This is a genomic window from Psychrobacillus sp. L4 (genome assembly GCF_042944905.1).
In the GTDB taxonomy this organism is placed as follows: Bacteria; Bacillota; Bacilli; order Bacillales_A; family Planococcaceae; genus Psychrobacillus.
The window spans coordinates 3,858,703-3,876,430 of sequence record NZ_CP168496.1 but is presented as its reverse complement, the minus strand read 5'-3'; the positions used below and the strand labels follow the sequence as shown (position 1 = coordinate 3,876,430).

The window sequence follows — 17,728 nt, the reverse complement described above, 5'->3', positions numbered from 1 at the left end:
CTAGGTAGGTTTTGCTAAAAAAGAAAGCAACTAAATGGGGGAAGAGAAAATGAAGCGTAAAATTTCAGGTTTAGTTATGGCTACTGCAGTGTTATCTGGAAGTGTATTTACTCCTTTAGCAGTAAACCATGTAAGTGCAGCATCTATACAACAGCAACAAAATACTCAAAAAGAAACAATTGTTGTAAATGGCCAAGAAAAAGTAATCTCTTTTACACAATTAAACAAGAAAAAGCTATATTCCGTTGATCAATTAGCTCAAATAATGGTCGCTACAGTGAAATACAATAGCAAAACAAAAACTTATGAAGTGTCAAAAAATAGTGGTAAAAAAATAAATAAAATGGACTACAAAGTGGATTCTGCAAATGTAGTAGCTAATGGAAAAAATATAAAACTAAGCACCCCTACTAAATTAGTAGGTAAAACGTTATTTGTGGAAGCAGATTCTTTCATAAAAACGCTTGGTGGTGATGTATTAATTGATAAAAGCCTTTTAGTATCTGTTTCAGGGACTTTTAATCTGACGGAAAAGTCATTAAAAGTGGATGGAAATGATAAAAAGGTAAAAGCGCTAAATGTTAATGGAAAACAGTTATATTCGGTACAAGACATTGCGAAATTATTCTCTGCTTCTACAACGGTGAATAATAACGAAGTACTAGTAACGAAAAAAGGTAAAACGATTAAACTGAAGTTATCAAATAAAGCGATGGTAGTAAATAATAAATCCGTAAATTTAAAAGAAAATCCTATACTAGTTAAAAATGTCGTCTATGCAGAACTAACCGATTTGATAAAAGCGTTTGATGGAGACATTCTTCCACTTCCAAATGGGTTTTTTGTTTCAACTGCAGGACTAGTAAGTGGCGACACATTCAATCCACAATGGATCGACAATGATTCTATTCTAGTAACGAATGAAACAGAAACAGAAAGTCGCTCATTACTTTTCAATACTTCTTCTAAAAAAGAATTATTCACAGTAAATGCAACGGAGTTAGTAGTTTCTCCTAATGGAAAACAAGCTATCTATTCGGACGAATATGGTTATGTGTATTTAGTAGATTTAGTAAATAAAAAAGTAAATGGATTAAATGTAAAAGATGACTCTGTAAAGTTAGAATTTGTTTGGTCAAATGATAGCCAAAAAATTTATTTCTTACAAGGTGATAAAAGTGAAGTAATTTCCTTTATTAACGTGACAGATGGTTCTATTACAAAAATCTTTGAAGATAAATTAATTTACAAAACGGATCTTCGTCTTTCAATGGACGGTAAAAAGATTCTATATGTAGTAGGTAAAGAAGGAAGTACATCACTTACTGAAGGAGAAAATCCAGAGGTAGACAAAATAGATTTAACAGGTACAGAGCAACAAGTTTATGCTATTAACTTAGATGATGTTGAACGAAAAGCAGTTCCTGTAACTACTTCAAATGATAACAAAGTTTTCCTGAACTTTTTAGCAAATGGAAGTATTGTGTACGTAAGTGCAGATGCTGAGAGTGATAAACTTCCTGATGTAAAAATTATTAACCCAGAAAATGCTGTTTCAACCCTTATCTCAAGCAAAGACATTAAAGATCTTTTTGTCACTACAAAAGGGGAATTAATGATCTTGGTCAAAGAAAGTAATGGATACTCGGTTATATATGAATGGGACGTTGTTACCAAAAAGTTAAAAAATATTGCACAAACAAAATTAGAATTAACATCTTTCTCCGTTTCGAATGATGGTAAATCCATCGTTGCAACGACACCAGGAACAATAGGTGAAAAATTAGTTAAATTTAAAAACGGATTAATGGAAACATTAACGAAATAGGAAAAGGGGTAGATGATCAATGAATATTATGAAACGTGTAGCAATATTAAGTTTGTCATTAGTCGCGGCCGTAGGTTTTTCATTCAATGGTATTGCTTCTGCAGCAACATCAGGAAAGATAGTTGTAGCTGGTTCTACAGCATTACTTCCATTAACACAACAAGCAGCGAAAGAATTTAAAAAAATTAACCCTAAAGTGTCCGTATCCGTGTCAGGTTCTTCTTCCATTGCAGGTCCGCAATCTGTATCAAAAGGAGCTGCAACAATAGGCGCTGTCGATTGGGATGCAACGAAAGAAGTACCAGGATTTAAAGCTTTTACAGATTTGAAAGCGCACAAAGTAGCTGCGATTCCATTCGCTACTATTGTTAATAAAGCAAATCCTGTTAAAAACTTAACAACAAAGCAATTGCAAGACATTTATGCGGGGAAAATTACAAACTGGAAAGAAGTTGGCGGAAACGATGCTCAAATAGTTGTTGTAAACCGCAAACATGGTTCTGGTACACGCGTAAACTATCAAATGAAAGCTTTAGATGGGGCAGCCTTTATGACAAAAGGTGAGAATTATAAAGAAGTTGGGAAAAGTGGAGAAATGGTTACTGCTGTTGACACCAATCCAAATGCTCTTGGTTACGTTGACTTTGCTTATGTAAAAGGGAACATTAAAGCAGTTGATTTCAATGGTGTAGCAGCTACTACTGAAAATGTTATTAAAGGAACGTATAAAGTTTGGAGTTATGGTTATCTAATAACAAAAGGTGATCCAACAGGAGCTGATGCCGAGTTTATAAAGTATATTCAAAGCGGTAAATTTCAAAATGGTTCTTTAACTAAACTAAAATTTATCCCAATTGATAAAATGAAGTAAGTTCTTCATCACTTAAATAAGCTAAAGTGCCAGCCGTAATAGGCTGGCACTATATTGGTATTTGGAGGATTCTATGGGTAAAATAGAGCACTTGTTAACAAACAGTTATGAAAAAAAAATTACAAAGAGTACCTATTTTCAAAATCGACTATTTAAGTTATTTTGTTTATTTAGCGTCCTTATCCTAGGGTTAACGCTATTATCCATTATTATTTTTGTAGGACGTACTGGATTACTAGTATTTAAAGATGTTTCTTTCCAAGAGTTCTTTTTTTCCACAACATGGGAACCGTATGATGACAAATTCGGTGCAGCCATCTTTATATTAGGAACCCTTGCTTTAACAGGTTTAACTTTATTGTTTGCAGCACCAATTTCTATAGGGGTTGCAATCTTTACTGCTGAAATAGCACCTAAATGGCTAAAGCGAATATTGCGTCCAGTGTTAGATTTATTAGTTGGAATTCCTTCTATTGTTTACGGCTACTTAGGGTTAACAGTACTTATTCCTTTTCTAAGAAATATAACCGGAGCTACTATGGGAGACGGGCTACTTGCAGCAGCTATAGTATTAAATATTATGGTATTACCCACGATTTCAAGAATTAGTGATGATGCAATTTCCTCTGTACCTTCTGATTTGAGAGAAGCAAGTTATGCGCTAGGGAGTACAAGGATGCAAACTATCCTTAAAGTAATTCTACCTTCTGCAGCACCTGGATTATTCACAGCTGTTATTTTAGGTATGGCACGTTCAATAGGTGAAACAATGGCAGTTGTTATGGTTATCGGTAATACTCCTCAACTACCATCTGATTTATTGACTCCAACTGCCGTTTTAACAAGTAATATTGTAAATCAAATTATTGATGTAGAATTCGATTCAACTTGGAATCATGCCTTATATATGATGGCATTTTTATTACTGCTTATTTCCAACTTACTGATCATAATTATTAGAAAGCTTCGTTTAAAAGGTGCATGAGAATGACTGGGAATTCATCTAACAAGTTATATAAACAAATTAAAAAAACAACGGATAAAATGTTCACGATAGGATTATGGGTTATCACAGCACCTATTTTAGTGCTCATTTTTGGGTTACTTCTTTATATTTTATCAAAGGGGTTACCTAAGATTTCTTTTGATTTCTTAGTAGGCCTACCTAGTGAAATTGATGCGGGTGGAGGCATTGGTCCTTTTTTAATTAACTCTATCTATGTGTTAATCATCTCATTACTCATCTCGATTCCAATTGGCATTGGATCAGGTGTGTATTTATCTGAATATGCACCAAACAATAGATTTACAGAGTTTATTCGGACTTGTGTAGAAAGTTTGGCATCAGTTCCTTCTATCGTAATTGGTTTATTTGGTTATGTGTTATTCGTTGATATCTTTAATATTGGGCTAACTATTATTGGTGCTGGAATCACTCTTTCACTTTTAAATTTACCGGTTATAACTCGAGTGACGGAGGAAGCAATTCAGACAGTACATAATGATTTAAGAGGAGCTTCCTATGCAATAGGAGCAACTAAAGCACAAACCATTGTAAAAATAGTAATACCTGCTGCTTTAAATGGAATTATTAGTGGGGTGAGTCTTGCTGCATGTAGGGCATTTGGTGAATCCGCTTTAATACTACTAGTAGGGGGTACTGGTACATCTGGGGAGATGTGGGATTGGAATTTCATGTCGCAAGGAGGAACTTTACCTGTGCACTTGTGGTATGTCCAATCAGAAGCATTGGTGGAGGATGCATCGGATATTGCTCAAAAAACGTCTGCTTTACTCGTTTTAATCACACTTCTCTTGAGTTTATGCATAAGACTTCCACTATGGATAAGGGATTTCCGTTTTCATAGTAGGTCGAAAAGGAACTAACAATGAAATAAAAATTTGATGCCTACACCCTGTTAAGTAGACCTTTTTTAAGTGTCTATTTTACAGGGTATTTTTTATTTATCGCAAATTTGGACAAGAAGTCGATTAACCCTCTCTTTATAATCAATTCTAGGGGGTAACAAAATGAAAATATTAAAAACAAAAGATCCGTATCGAGTTTACATTTCTACATGCTTTTTATCACAATTATTTTTTACGATTATATTTACAGTAAACTTGTTATATCAGGTACAAACTGTAAAGCTAGATCCGCTACAACTTGTATTAGTTGGGACAATTTTGGAGCTATCGGTGTTCCTTTTTGAGATTCCTACCGGAGTAGTGTCAGATTTGAAAAGCCGTAAGCTTTCCATAATAATTGGTTATCTACTAATAGGATTTGGCTTTTTAGTGGAGGGGTTATTCCCCTATTTTATACCTGTACTATTGGCTCAGGTTGCATGGGGGATAGGTTATACGTTTACTAGTGGATCTCAGCAAGCGTGGATTGCAGATGAAATAGGAGAAGAACGTGCTTCATTAGCATTTATAAGAGGGGCAAAGGCCGGCAATCTTGGACAAATTATAGCTATCCCACTAAGTATATTCATAGGTTATTTCATGATCAGCCTGCCGATCATTATAGGCGGACTATGTATGGTTGGATTAGCAATATATTTAATGATTTTTATGAAGGAAGAGAATTTTAAACCTTTAAATAAGCTAGATAGAATCTCTTCTTGGGAAAACATGAAAAGTAGTATGGGCAAAATTATTTTTTACTCTAAAGCGAGCTTTATAATGAGAATGTTATTTGTAATAGCTCTGTTTGTAGGATTTTATAGTGAAGGTTTTGACCGTTTGTGGATGTCTCATTTATTGAATGTATCGAATATAGGGGATTTGACAGATGAGAAATTAGTATTAATAATGGGTGGAATTCAATTTATAGTCGTGTTAGTTTCATTTGCAGCACTTCATTTGATGAATCGAAGTTCAATACATCAAAATCTGAAACATATTTACATATCTCTTTTTATAGGAAGTTTATTTGTTATAACTTCATTAATCGGCTTTGCGTTCTCCACGTATGTAGTTGGATTGATAGCATTTTATATATTTATCCAAGTGACAAGGAAAGTCATGTATCCGCTTGAGGACATTTGGCTAAATAAGATCATACCGGAATCGTCTATGCGTGCAACTTTCTTTTCGGTAAAAGGTCAAGTAGATGCTATTGGCCAAATTGGTGGTGGTCCAGTTATCGGATTAGTAGCTTCAAACTTTACAATAAAAACGGCAATCATTGTAAGTGCCATATTATTATCACCTGTTCTATACTTATATAAAATAATTATGAAAAGCTCTAAAGAGTAATTTTTTACTAATGAAACTCATTAAATCAAACAAAAAGAAAAAGCTTCGGTATAGAACTAACGGTTTCTCTTCAGGGGGAAAAACACCATTAATCGCACTAAAACCAGCAAGTAAAATAGCGTATTCTTTAACGGTTTCATCAAGAAAAGAGCATCAATTGATGCTCTTTTTCACATAGTTTTATGAGAATTACATTCTCAGTTATTAAGTTTTTAAATGTTATTTAACTTCTACAACAAATGTGTAAGATATCTCTCCGTTAGACCATTTAGCGACTACTTCATATATATACCGCCCCTGGTTTGTGGGTACTGTAATTTGTTTTTTTTCGAAGGTTACTTCATCTTCTTCGGAATCCCATAAATACACACTTAAATTGGGGTTTTGTTCAATTTCAATGGTTATTTTGTTATTTGGTTCCACAGCAATTACTTTGAAGCTTTCTGCAATCTGAGTGGGAGATGCAGCGTCAGTTTGAACAGATTCATTTTCATTTTTCCATTTAGAGTTTCCTTTTGTCATTTCATATCGGATGTCATTGATTTTAACAAAACAATTTATAGAAGGGGGGAACTTCTCATTTTTAAAAATAAATTTTGGCAAAGATGATTGGGACTGATTTCCGTTTGAATGTTCAATATTTAAAGCCTTAGCTTTAGCTGGGTAGGATTCATCAATTCCACCATCTATCCATATGACAACCTCTTGACCCTCTTCATAATTTTTGATTTCTCCGTTGTCGGGCATCGCTATCCAGATTAAACCTGTGTCTACATCATCTACTAAAATACGGTTTCCTTTACTGTCTATCTTTGTAATAATGCCTTTCTTATCAATTCCACCTTTAACAGCATCTTCTTTTTGATTACAACCTACTAAGGTAAAACATAAAATTAATAATAATATCAAATGTTTTTTCATAATAATTTTATCCCCCCCTCTTCGTAATTACCAAAAATATAAAATGTCCTCAATTTTGTCCCCCTTTTCGGTTATCACAAGACGCTGTGTTGGGATAAGTTCCTTTTATCCTTAGACTTGTATGGTTTACAAAAAGTTATAGTATGTTCTAAGAATGGTGGCGACCATTTGAGCATATTTCGGATTGGAGTTTGAATAGATATAACTTTTTTCATCGCCTTTTTCACCTGTTCAGGTTTTAAGGCAGATACGTCGGTTGCACAATCTACTTTGGAATAATGGTGGCTAATGGATGAAAGGCGGGGTTATCATCCTTCATTGCAATATTGTTAGTTGGAAGAAAGATTTCTTTATGAAATGTATGCTCATTAATGCGAATAGGTCTGCCATTCCGATTGCTATTTACTTGTTTTGTCCCCCTATAGAGAACTCGTTAGTTTTAGAACGGATGCTGCTTTTGTTTGACATCAAAAACTTTAAGAATGCGATGTTAATGGAAATTGAAAATGCTCTGTTACATCTTCAATCAATGGACGGACGAATAATGTATCATCACTATCTGTTATAAACGCCGTATTGAACTTTTTATCGTTATCATCTGGAGTGAAATATAAATTAATTGTCTCCGTTTCAGTAGAAATAATATGACTTAAAATGGTGTCTATTTCCACGCTTTTTTTACTGACTATATCAAAAATATGAAGATGGCTACCGGCGTGTTTAAATAGTACAATTACATCCTCTTCTTGAATGTAATAAATAGCTTCACTAAACACCAAGATAAAATAAAACATTAAGAGATGTTCACTATTTTTAACCCCTAGTAATGATGATACAGGTATCCTTTCAGTTGCAAAATCTTCTAATAGTTGTAAATCCGTTGTACTTTCAATACTTAAACGTCGTAAAGTGCTCGATTGTGTTGGTTGTTTTTTTACATCTGATATGCTCAATGAAAAACTACTTTCTTGGACTTTTTCAAATCCAAACTTAGGATAGAAATCTAAAACGGATTTATTAGCAAACAAGAAGATAAAATCGGACTCTTTTTCATATTTCTCCATGATATGGTTCATCAGTTTACCGGATAAGCCTTGATAACGATAATCAGGATGCGTCATAACTGTGCCAACTTGTATAGCTTGATATTCTTTGGTATTAGATACAATCGTCATTTTGTTTATAGAAGCATTTGCAATCACTTTATCCCCATCGACGTATGAGTAACAAACATAGTTGTCGCTCCAATAACCTTTTTCATACCATACTTTAAAATCAATTCCAAAAACCATTTTAGCCAGTTCGTTAAAACTATCCTTATATACTTTTATGTTTTTGTAGTCACTTATTAATTGATATACAGTCATACTCAACCTCGATTCTTTCTTTTATTGGTAAATAAATTTCCATATATATTTTTTTATATTCCCAATCATGGCAGTGTTCATCATAATATTCAAAGTCATAAACAGTTTCATCCACTTCATAATGAGATTGTGGTAACCAATCCTCCAAAATATATTGCCAAGTTCCTTTGATAGAAGGAACAAATTGTTCAGCTTCTACGAGAGGGGTTCTAAAAACTGCATAAGTCGCATCTTTTATTTTCAACCTTGTTAATCCTTCAGGAAGCTGAACGTCTTTATCGCAGTTTACTGCAAATAAATAAGTGAATTTATCCTGTGAATCCGTATCACTTAAATTAATACAGTATTCCCCATGATCCCTTGGAGATATTAAATCGTACAGTGTTCTTTCGATTGCCTCATCCGGTGGAATTCTTTGTTCCCAAAAGGCAGGAGCATCTCTTGTATAAGAGACCTTTTCAATGTCACTCTCGAATGTTTTGCCAGCAATTTCAAAAGCTTGTTTATGAACAATTTTCGGTTGCATAACGATGCCCCCAGTTTGTTTTTGACGAAGACTAAGTAAATCCAGTTTTTGTGGCAATGAGATTGGGCAATGCATTTTATATAAGCTAGGAGGACTTCCAAAGCATCTTTTAAAAGCTTTTGTAAAACCAGAGTGAGTTTCAAAACCATAATCCAATGCTATATGAATAATTTTTTTGCCTTGGACTAAGTCATATAAAGCAAACTGAAGCTTTCTTTTTTGTACATATTCCATAACCGTATAACCAATATGCTTATCAAAAATTCGATAAAAATGATAAGGGGAATAACCTGCAAGGGTAGCCAGTTTCTCTGGAACAATTTCTTCCGTAATATGAGTATCAATATAATCGATTACCCGTTGTAATAAAAATAACTGTTGAATAGGAATTTCCACCTTTTATTATTTATTCAATGTTCATAATATACCTTACTATTTAATTATAATAGATTATAATCAATGGAAATTAAAAAATATCAACAAAGGGGATAAAATGTGAAAACACTTGTAGATAGTATTCTAGAATTGGTTGAACAAACGAATGGAACATGGGGCATTGTTTTGGAAGATTTGGATTTAGGTGAGAAGTGGGTGTTGAATGGGGATGAACTCTTTTACGCAGCAAGTGTTATAAAAGTGCCTATTATGGCAGCAGTTTTCGCTGCCACTGAGGTGGGTAAACTAGCAATAACAGATCAGTTTGTTCTCAAGTCCGAAGATTTTGTTTTAGGTTCTGGTGTTCTTCAACATCTGACTCCTGGAACAACACTCTCCCTTAAAGACATAATTACGCTGATGATTATTCAAAGTGATAACACAGCAACGAATATATTGATTGATCTAGTAGGAGTGGACAACATTGTACGTACGATGAAAGAAGAGGGTATGGAGAAAAGCACTTTTTATAATAAGTTAATGATGAGCAAGCCTAATCCAAAAGGGTTCAATCAAATTACGCCAAATGATATTTCAAAGTTGCTAGTACAGATGACAACAGGAGAGTTAGTAAGTGCAGAGGCTAGTGAACAAATGATAGGTATTATGAAAAAGCAACAAATAAAAGATTGCTTACCAGAGAAGTTGCCGTCCCCATATTCCAATTTTAATAATGGAATGACTGCTTGGGAGTTAGCTCATAAAACAGGATGGATATCAGGGACTCGTCATGACGTGGGGATTTTTTTCGTAGGTCAACGGAAGCTAATTGCAACTGTTCTATCGAAGGATGTAGATGACTTATTATCGAAGCAAATTTTAACGGAGATAGGGGAAAGAATATACAACTACTTACAAGAAGGTGCGATATGTTAACTTTATGCATAAATAGACCAGGTGTCTTTATAAGCCATAAAAATGAAAACTAAACAAAAAAACCGATTCTCTTTTAGGAGAAAACGGTTTTTATATGAAATATTATTTCGCTGTTACTCCGCCGTCAACTGGAAGCTCGACACCAGTAATGTAAGAAGAAGCATCGGATGCTAGGAACAATACTGCTTCTGCAACTTCTAATGATTGACCTACACGTGGAAGAGCAGTTTGAGCCAAGAACCATTTACTCATTTTCTCGTCTTCCATGTATTCTTTACTCATTGGCGTTATGATGAAACCAGGGTGTACTGAGTTTACTCGGATATTATCTTTACCGTAGTCAACTGCACATGCTTTCGTTAACATGCGTACAGCACCTTTAGAAGAAGTGTAGGCACCTGCACCTGAACTACCTTTTAACCCAGCGATAGAAGAAATGTTCACGATTGAACCTCCTCCATTAGCACGGAAATGAGGCAATGATAATTTAGTTCCTAAGAACACACTTTTAACGTTAATGCTCATAATTGTATCCCATTGTTCAACTGTTAAATCTTCCATAGAACCACGTTGGCTAATACCAGCGTTATTTACAAGAACGTCTAATTTACCGAAAGCGTTAATTGTTTCAGTGTAGACCTTATTCCAGTCTTCTTCCGAAGCAACATTATGTGCTACTGAAATAGCTTCTCCGCCAGCTGCTTTAATTTCTTCTGCTACTGCTTGAACAGCTGCTTCGTTAATATCTGTTGCAACAACCTTTGCACCTTCTTTTGCGAATAAAAGTGCTTCTTCGCGTCCCATACCAGAACCTGCACCTGTAATAATTGCTACTTTACCTTCTAATCTAGTCATGTATATTTCCTCCTAAAATCTATTTTAACATTAAAATATTTGAATGCAGGACAATTAAAACTCTTGGATATAGTGTTTTCAAATTTAAAGCCTTTCTGATAAGAATGCTTAGGATACTCCATATTACAGTTATGTATGTATCTCGCTCGAAGCAAATAGCATGTTATAATAGAAGTACTATTGGAGGGAATATATTGACGAACATTAGCCGACAACCGGCATTCATTTATACATATGCATACAATGATGCAGAACGCTCTCTATGTCATTTAGAGATGCGATCTTTTTTTGGAGAAGACACAGAGTTAAAAATAATAAAAAGCCAAGTGAAAATCGATTCTAGTAGAAGTCCATTTATGAAAGGTCGAGTAGAAGTTTTGATAGATGGTGACACAGTAGAGGAGATCATTGCACAAGCTGCTGCTTTCGGATCGGAAATAGAAACAAATAAAGTAATATTCTTAAAAATAAACGATCGCCAAGGTAAAGATAAAATTGAAAATAGCGAGCGTCTTCAAATAGAACGAGCAATCGGAAGTGAGATGCAAGGAGACTTTGATTTACACAATCCCGACCAGCTATACGCAATAGTTCCATATGGTGGTCGCTGGTATTTTGGTTTGTATACAAAGAGTGAACCGATATGGTTTCATCATGTGAAAAAACCAAGAGAGTATTCTACAGCTTTAAGCACACGCGTTGCCCGAGCGGTAGCGAATATAGCTGTTCCGCATCCCAAAGGAATTCGAGCAATAGATCCTTGTTGTGGAATAGGAACGGTACTAGTAGAAGCGTTATCGATGGGGATACATATCGTTGGTCGAGATATTAATCCATTAGTTTGTGAAGGATCAAGAGAAAATATTGCTTATTTTGGTTTAACTGGCGATGTAAAAAAGAGTGCAATAGAAGACATCACTGAAACATATGATGTAGCTATTATCGATTTACCGTACAATTTATATACAAGTGCATCTTGGGAAGAACAGTTTACCATCTTAAAGCATGCTAGAAGAATTGCAAAGAAAGTAGTCATTGTAACAATTGAATCGATGGATGAGCGTTTGGAGAATGTAGGTTTACAAGTAACAGATCGTTGCATAACAACAAAGCAACAGTTTTCTCGTGAAATAGTCGTTTGTGAATAAATGGGGGTAAAAGGATGAAGGATCTATCCATTGTCGCACTCTTAGACGTTATTGGTGAATTATTTTCAGATGAAATTTCTATTGCCGTTTCTAATACGGAGGAATATATATATTATCGTCCAAGTAAACGAATAGATTTGAGGATTAAGCCAGGTGATTCTGTAAAAGAAGGAACAATTGCGTACAAAGCATTACAAAGTAAGCAAAAGGTTTCCGAATTTATGAATAGGGAAGTTTTTGGTGTCCCTTATCACGGTATGGCAGTGCCATTTCAGTTCAAAGGAGAATTGGAAGGTTGTGTTTTAGCTATATATCCTGCTTTCACGGAAGGAAAATCGGTTATTACAATAAAGACGCAAGATGGTTGGAAACCTATCCCTTTTACAGATGTTTACTATTTAGAAGCTAAAGATCGTAAAACATATATTGTAACGAAAACGTTCTCTGGTACACATACTAGTTCTTTGCAAGACTTTGAATACAGACTTCCAAGAGAAATGTTCATTCGATGCCATAGATCCTTTATTGTTAATGTGCATCATATAAAAGAAATTTTTCCAGATACGCATTCTACATTCGTACTTGCCATGGTTAATGAAGAAAAAATATCTGTAAGTCAATCGTATTCTAGTTATTTCCGAAAATTATTAGAATTTTAATAATAAGCGCTTGAATAAGGGGAAAGCTCCCTCTAATTCAAGCGTTTTTTTCATTTATTTTCTCTAAGGGATATATTGTGCATATTAATATTCATTAGAATGCTGGTTTAGTAATTTAGTTTGCTGCTTCAAACGTATAAAACGTGTATTCATCATTTTTTTTCGAAACTGTGACAAAACACGATAAAATTATTTAAATGCTATATTCAAGGGGGAACTCAAGTGATGGAAAAGAATCTTGAGCGTATTAAGGATAATAGTTTACATAGTCTAGTTGTTTGTGCGGATGAGGCTGCATCATGGATTCAAGATGGAATGACATTGGGGTTAAGTGGTTTTACACGCGCAGGTGATGCGAAAGCGGTTCCATTTGCTTTAGTAGAAAGAGCTAAAAAAGATGACTTTAAAGTGAATATTTTTACAGGAGCATCTTTAGGCTGCGATATAGACAAATTATTATCAGAAGCAGGTATCATAAATAAGCGTTTGCCATTCCAAGCAGATGCAACAATGCGAAAAAACATTAATGCAGGTAAACATTTATTCGTCGATCAGCATTTATCACATACGGCGGAAATGATTCGATCAGGAGCTCTATCTGCAATTGACTTCGCAATAGTGGAAGCGGTTTCAATTACGGCGGATGGAATGATTATTCCAACTACTTCTGTTGGTAACTCTCTAACATTTGTATCACAAGCAAAAAATATAATAGTAGAGATAAACATGGGGCACTCGGCATTATTTGAAGGATTGCATGATATATACGAACCAGCAGATCAAGGGGTAAGAGAGCCCATTCCTGTAACAAAAGTAGATGATCGAATTGGGACAGTGGGTATTCCATTTGATTCAGCAAAAATAAGAGGGATTGTGTTTACAGAACATATAGATTCCCCTTCCACAATTGTTCCTCTAGATTTTGAAACGGAAGAAATTGCTCAGCATTTAATTGCTTTTTTACGTGATGAAGTGAAGGTAGGTAGATTTACAAATAAACTTGCACCTATACAATCTGGTATTGGCTCCGTTGCTAATGCTGTATTACATGGAATGATCGATTCTGAGTTTGAAAATTTACAAGTATATTCAGAAGTACTACAAGACTCTGTGTTTGATTTAATAGATGCTGGAAAAGTAAACTTTGCATCTGCATGCTCCATTACACTTTCAGGGAAGAAAATGAAGCAAGTATACGGAAAGTTTGAAAAGTATCGTGATCAGCTTATATTAAGACCACAGGAAATCACAAATCACCCGGAGATCATACGTCGTCTCGGATTAATTGCTATTAATACTGCTTTAGAATTCGATATTTATGGGAACGTTAACTCTATTCATGTCTCTGGAACAAAAATGATGAATGGTATTGGTGGTTCCGGTGACTTCGCCCGTAATGCACGAGTAGCAATTTTTGTGACAAAGTCAATTGCAAAGGGCGGAAACATCTCGAGTATCGTTCCTTTCGTAGCGCATGTGGATCATACGGAGCATGACGTTGACGTAGTTGTGACGGAGCAAGGTTATGCGGATTTACGTGGATTAGCACCTAGGGAACGAGCAGAACTAATCATTGAAAATTGTGCCCATCCCTTGTATAAAGAACAATTACGTATTTACTATAAAGAAGCTTTAACGAGAGGTGGCCAAACCCCTCATGTACTGGAAAAGGCATTTTCATTCCATACAAATTTAGTGGAATACAGCACAATGTTACAAGAAGTAGAAACACTTGTATAAAAACAAAAACCGATCTCATCCGCGGATGTAATCGGTTTTTATTTTTTAATGAATATCTTTTTTCTTGAATCTGCCACCACGAACTTCTGCAATATTACCTACCGCTAGAAAAGCATGATCATCAATCTCTTCTACGATCGTTTTTAGCTTAGCCTCTTCTAATCGTGTAATGACGGTAAAGATTACTTTTTTGTTGTCCCCTGTGTATGCACCTTCACCGTGCAAATACGTAACACCACGTCCTAAACGATCCATAATTGCATCTCCAATATCTTCTATATAATCACTTATTATATAAACAGACTTAGATTCATCTAGACCTTGAATAACAATATCAATTGTTTTGAATGCGATGAAATAGGCTAAAAATGAATACATCGCTTGTTCCCATGTAAAGACGAATCCAGCTACAGAGAAAATAACTAAGTTAATAATCATAATGATTTCTCCTACAGAGAATGGGAGAGCTTTATTAAACAAAATCGCTAGAATCTCGGATCCATCAAGTGACCCACCATTTCGAATTACTAGACCGACACCCATCCCTAACACAATACCGCCAAATACAGTGGAAAGTAATAAGTCTGTAGTTACAGGTTCAACATTATGTAATAACGATGTGAAAATGGATAAAACAGTAATACCGAATAGGGTAGATAATGCGAAGGTTTTTCCTATTTGCTTATAACCGAGGAAAAAGAAAGGGATGTTCAAGATGAATATGAAAACTCCTAAACGAACACCTGTAAGATGAGAAAGGATGATGGAAACACCAACGACTCCACCGTCTAATATTAGGTTAGGAACTAAAAATAGTTCTAAACCAACAGCCATTAATATTGCACCAACAGCAATCATTATAGTCCGTGCAAACAAGACTTTTTTTGGAGCACTCCTATGTGGGACTTTAACGGGTTTAGCTTCCGAACATATACCATTTGCTATGTCACCCAATTGTTATCAACCTCTTTTCTAAAAGTAACCTATATTCTATATTTTATAGAAAGGTTCAGAATAATTAAAGGATAAAGCCTTTATTAAGTGAAATAATATGGAAATATATATATTATGGTATAATGAGTAAGAATTATTTTGAGAAAGAGAGAGCATAAATGGAAATTATTCAAGGTTTGATTAGTTTTATTTTGCATATAGATAAGCATTTAGTGGATATTATTCATAATTTCGGCGGATGGTCATATGCAATATTATTTTTGATTGTCTTTATTGAGACTGGTGTTGTTATTTTTCCATTCTTACCTGGAGATTCTCTATTATTTGCAAGCGGAGCATTCGCAGCGGTTGGAGCGTTTCACATTGCATTGTTGTGGATTGTTTTTTTTGTAGCAGCGGTTCTTGGCGATACGATGAATTATCAAATCGGGAAAAAAGTTGGGACCTCTATTCCTCCCAATAGTTTACTTGGGAAATGGATTAACCAAGAGAAGATGTATAAGGCCCAACAATTTTTTAACAAGCATGGTGGAAAAACAATAGTCATTGCACGATTTATGCCGTTCATCCGTACATTTGCACCGTTTATTGCAGGAGCGAGCCAAATGCATTATCGTTATTTTCTCTTGTATAATGTGGCGGGTGCAGCGTTGTGGGTTACTTTAGGCACGGTCCTTGGTTATTTCTTTGGAGGTATCCCTATAATTAAAGATAACTTCTCAACGGTTTTATTGCTTATTATATTTATTTCCATTTTACCTGGAATAATAGCATTTTTGAAAAGTAAAATGAAAAAGTGAGAAAAGGAAAGTGCTACAGCATTTGTAGCGCTTTTTTTGTTGTCTAAAATAAGAAGGTACATGGAAAGCTGAAATAGGATGTAAATCGGTAGTCGCTTTAGAGTGGCTGTTCATATACTATCTTTAATAACTTTAGATTAATACGGACAATTAGTTAAACAAACAGGAGGTAATTAGGTTGGGAATTAGTGTAATAGGTGCAACTGGAAAAATGGAAAATATTATGTATAAAAAAACGTCTGACAAGGCTCATAAGGTAATTGCTATAGCAAAAATAGATGAAATTGAAAATCCTCGGCATCACATCGAACGTTTTACATTATTTGCAGAGGTGGAGTAAGCAATGGAAATTGGTATTTATACATTTGGCGACCTTGGCCCAAATCCGCTTACTGGAAAAACCATAAGTGCATCACAGCGTTTAAGAGAGGTAATAGAACTAGGAAAGTTGGCAGATGAAGCAGGACTTGATATTTTCGGAGTTGGAGAACATCATCGATTAGATTACACCATTTCCTCTCCAGCAGTTGTACTCTCAGCCGTTGCACAAGCAACAAAGCGTATTAAATTAACGAGTGCAACAACCGTTTTAAGTACGGTGGATCCCGTTCGCTTATTTGAAGATTTCGCTACGTTAGATCAAATTTCAAATGGTAGAGCTGAAATAATAGCAGGACGAGGAGCATTTGTGGAGTCTTTTCCGCTTTTTGGATATGATTTGCACGATTACGATGCTTTATTTGAAGAGAATATTAAATTGCTCCAACAATTAAATAGGGAAGAAATAGTAACTTGGGAAGGTAAATTTCGACCAAACCTATCCAATGCGATGATTTCTCCTAGACCAGTTCAAGAGAAACTTCCCATTTGGGTTGGTGTTGGTGGAACCCCGGAAAGTGCAGTTAGAGCAGGAAGGCTTGGGACTGGATTGGTTCTTGCTATCCTTGGTGGAAATCCTATGCACTTTAAACCACTGGTAGACTTGTATTTACGAGTAGGAGCAGATGCCGGTTATGCTCGTGATAGCTTACAAATTGGGGTAACAGGTCACACCTATATTGCGAAAGAAACACAACAAGCAAAAGATGAGTTCTATCCATATTACTCCAATTATTGGTCTTATGTGAATAAACAAAGAGGCACGGAAACAAGAATGACCCGTTCCGATTTTGAACATATGGCAAGTCCCGAAACAGCGCTATTTGTTGGTAGTCCACAACAAATTATTGAAAAGATTCTTTATCAATATGAATTATTTGGACATCAACGATTTATAGCACAAATGGATATTGGCGGCCAAACAATTAGTGAGGTTGCAAAAGGAATAGAACTACTGGCAACAGAAGTAGCTCCTGTTGTAAGAAGAGAGACAAATAAATAAATTTTGAAAAATGACTTGAGTATATACTAAATGTGCTTAAGTTATTTTTTTAAAAAGAATAGTGTAAATAATTGAAATATTAAACCTAATCTGTCAAAATGGA

The 17,728-nt window shown here is 35.0% G+C and carries 16 protein-coding genes and 2 pseudogenes; 13 read left to right on the top strand and 5 right to left on the bottom strand.

The window, feature by feature from the left end; translation table 11 throughout:
• Positions 1-34: 34 nt before the first annotated feature.
• From ACEPXG_RS18880 to ACEPXG_RS18855, 6 genes and pseudogenes are all read left to right on the top strand, one after another.
• Positions 35-754, top strand: a pseudogene (locus ACEPXG_RS18880) (stalk domain-containing protein); the annotation flags it as partial.
• Between the two features lie 92 nt (positions 755-846).
• A pseudogene (locus tag ACEPXG_RS18875) lies at positions 847-903 on the top strand (hypothetical protein); the annotation flags it as partial.
• Positions 904-1,847: 944 nt separating this feature from the next.
• Positions 1,848-2,699: a phosphate ABC transporter substrate-binding protein gene (locus ACEPXG_RS18870; RefSeq protein ID WP_391205837.1), complete on the top strand. Its 852-nt coding sequence runs from the start codon at positions 1,848-1,850 to the stop codon at positions 2,697-2,699.
• Between the two features lie 73 nt (positions 2,700-2,772).
• On the top strand, positions 2,773-3,684 hold the full coding sequence (pstC, locus tag ACEPXG_RS18865; protein ID WP_391205834.1) for a phosphate ABC transporter permease subunit PstC: 912 nt from the start codon (positions 2,773-2,775) through the stop codon (positions 3,682-3,684).
• Positions 3,685-3,686: 2 nt separating this feature from the next.
• A complete protein-coding gene (gene pstA / locus ACEPXG_RS18860; RefSeq protein ID WP_391205831.1) occupies positions 3,687-4,586 on the top strand; it encodes a phosphate ABC transporter permease PstA in 900 nt (299 codons plus the stop codon).
• A gap of 144 nt (positions 4,587-4,730) precedes the next feature.
• Positions 4,731-5,963, top strand: a complete 1,233-nt coding sequence (locus tag ACEPXG_RS18855; protein ID WP_391205827.1) for an MFS transporter — start codon at positions 4,731-4,733, stop codon at positions 5,961-5,963.
• A gap of 219 nt (positions 5,964-6,182) precedes the next feature.
• Here ACEPXG_RS18855 and ACEPXG_RS18850 read toward each other — a convergent pair whose 3' ends face one another.
• The 3 genes from ACEPXG_RS18850 to ACEPXG_RS18840 form a co-directional block, all read right to left on the bottom strand.
• Complete coding sequence (locus ACEPXG_RS18850) at positions 6,183-6,884, bottom strand: DUF3221 domain-containing protein (protein WP_391205824.1); 702 nt, start codon at positions 6,882-6,884, stop codon at positions 6,183-6,185.
• Positions 6,885-7,360: 476 nt separating this feature from the next.
• The gene (locus ACEPXG_RS18845; RefSeq protein ID WP_391205821.1) at positions 7,361-8,251 is read right to left on the bottom strand and encodes a GNAT family N-acetyltransferase; all 891 of its coding nucleotides are present in this window, start codon (positions 8,249-8,251) and stop codon (positions 7,361-7,363) included.
• Positions 8,226-9,173, bottom strand: a complete 948-nt coding sequence (locus ACEPXG_RS18840; RefSeq protein WP_391205818.1) for an AraC family transcriptional regulator — start codon at positions 9,171-9,173, stop codon at positions 8,226-8,228. The genes ACEPXG_RS18845 and ACEPXG_RS18840 overlap by 26 nt, the downstream gene beginning before the upstream one ends.
• 99 nt (positions 9,174-9,272) lie before the next feature.
• On the opposite strand from ACEPXG_RS18840, the gene ACEPXG_RS18835 reads away from it, so the two are divergent.
• On the top strand, positions 9,273-10,088 hold the full coding sequence (locus ACEPXG_RS18835) for a serine hydrolase (RefSeq protein ID WP_391205815.1): 816 nt from the start codon (positions 9,273-9,275) through the stop codon (positions 10,086-10,088).
• 102 nt (positions 10,089-10,190) lie between these two features.
• Here ACEPXG_RS18835 and ACEPXG_RS18830 read toward each other — a convergent pair whose 3' ends face one another.
• A complete protein-coding gene (locus tag ACEPXG_RS18830; protein WP_391205812.1) occupies positions 10,191-10,943 on the bottom strand; it encodes an SDR family NAD(P)-dependent oxidoreductase in 753 nt (250 codons plus the stop codon).
• A 194-nt stretch (positions 10,944-11,137) separates the two neighbouring features.
• On the opposite strand from ACEPXG_RS18830, the gene ACEPXG_RS18825 reads away from it, so the two are divergent.
• The 3 genes from ACEPXG_RS18825 to ACEPXG_RS18815 all read left to right on the top strand — a co-directional run bounded on the left by ACEPXG_RS18825 (position 11,138) and on the right by ACEPXG_RS18815 (position 14,490).
• Positions 11,138-12,091 (top strand): TRM11 family SAM-dependent methyltransferase, encoded by a 954-nt coding sequence (locus tag ACEPXG_RS18825; RefSeq protein ID WP_391205809.1) that lies wholly within the window; start codon positions 11,138-11,140, stop codon positions 12,089-12,091.
• A gap of 14 nt (positions 12,092-12,105) precedes the next feature.
• Positions 12,106-12,750 carry a LytTR family DNA-binding domain-containing protein gene (locus ACEPXG_RS18820; RefSeq protein ID WP_391205806.1) on the top strand — a complete coding sequence of 215 codons (645 nt, stop codon included), beginning with the start codon at positions 12,106-12,108 and terminating at the stop codon, positions 12,748-12,750.
• 225 nt (positions 12,751-12,975) lie between these two features.
• Positions 12,976-14,490, top strand: a complete 1,515-nt coding sequence (locus tag ACEPXG_RS18815; RefSeq protein WP_391210010.1) for an acetyl-CoA hydrolase/transferase family protein — start codon at positions 12,976-12,978, stop codon at positions 14,488-14,490.
• A 45-nt stretch (positions 14,491-14,535) separates the two neighbouring features.
• Here the strand turns inward: ACEPXG_RS18815 and ACEPXG_RS18810 are convergent, their stop codons facing one another.
• Positions 14,536-15,366, bottom strand: a complete 831-nt coding sequence (locus tag ACEPXG_RS18810) for a YitT family protein (RefSeq protein ID WP_391210008.1) — start codon at positions 15,364-15,366, stop codon at positions 14,536-14,538.
• A gap of 236 nt (positions 15,367-15,602) precedes the next feature.
• On the opposite strand from ACEPXG_RS18810, the gene ACEPXG_RS18805 reads away from it, so the two are divergent.
• The 3 genes from ACEPXG_RS18805 (at position 15,603) to ACEPXG_RS18795 (ending at position 17,625) form a co-directional block, all read left to right on the top strand.
• The gene (locus ACEPXG_RS18805) at positions 15,603-16,244 is read left to right on the top strand and encodes a VTT domain-containing protein (protein ID WP_391205804.1); all 642 of its coding nucleotides are present in this window, start codon (positions 15,603-15,605) and stop codon (positions 16,242-16,244) included.
• A 178-nt stretch (positions 16,245-16,422) separates the two neighbouring features.
• Positions 16,423-16,584, top strand: a complete 162-nt coding sequence (locus ACEPXG_RS18800) for a hypothetical protein (RefSeq protein WP_391205801.1) — start codon at positions 16,423-16,425, stop codon at positions 16,582-16,584.
• Between the two features lie 3 nt (positions 16,585-16,587).
• Positions 16,588-17,625 carry an LLM class flavin-dependent oxidoreductase gene (locus tag ACEPXG_RS18795; RefSeq protein WP_391205798.1) on the top strand — a complete coding sequence of 346 codons (1,038 nt, stop codon included), beginning with the start codon at positions 16,588-16,590 and terminating at the stop codon, positions 17,623-17,625.
• Positions 17,626-17,728 lie beyond the last annotated feature (103 nt).

Coding starts and splice junctions, on each gene's coding strand:
- ACEPXG_RS18855 (WP_391205827.1), top strand. CDS start 4,731: ATGAAAATATTAAAAACAAAAGATCCGTATCGAGTTTACATTTCTACA.
- ACEPXG_RS18845 (WP_391205821.1), bottom strand. CDS start 8,251: ATGACTGTATATCAATTAATAAGTGACTACAAAAACATAAAAGTATAT.
- ACEPXG_RS18850 (WP_391205824.1), bottom strand. CDS start 6,884: ATGAAAAAACATTTGATATTATTATTAATTTTATGTTTTACCTTAGTA.
- ACEPXG_RS18870 (WP_391205837.1), top strand. CDS start 1,848: ATGAATATTATGAAACGTGTAGCAATATTAAGTTTGTCATTAGTCGCG.
- ACEPXG_RS18805 (WP_391205804.1), top strand. CDS start 15,603: ATGGAAATTATTCAAGGTTTGATTAGTTTTATTTTGCATATAGATAAG.
- ACEPXG_RS18830 (WP_391205812.1), bottom strand. CDS start 10,943: ATGACTAGATTAGAAGGTAAAGTAGCAATTATTACAGGTGCAGGTTCT.
- pstA (WP_391205831.1), top strand. CDS start 3,687: ATGACTGGGAATTCATCTAACAAGTTATATAAACAAATTAAAAAAACA.
- ACEPXG_RS18795 (WP_391205798.1), top strand. CDS start 16,588: ATGGAAATTGGTATTTATACATTTGGCGACCTTGGCCCAAATCCGCTT.
- pstC (WP_391205834.1), top strand. CDS start 2,773: ATGGGTAAAATAGAGCACTTGTTAACAAACAGTTATGAAAAAAAAATT.
- ACEPXG_RS18820 (WP_391205806.1), top strand. CDS start 12,106: ATGAAGGATCTATCCATTGTCGCACTCTTAGACGTTATTGGTGAATTA.
- ACEPXG_RS18815 (WP_391210010.1), top strand. CDS start 12,976: ATGGAAAAGAATCTTGAGCGTATTAAGGATAATAGTTTACATAGTCTA.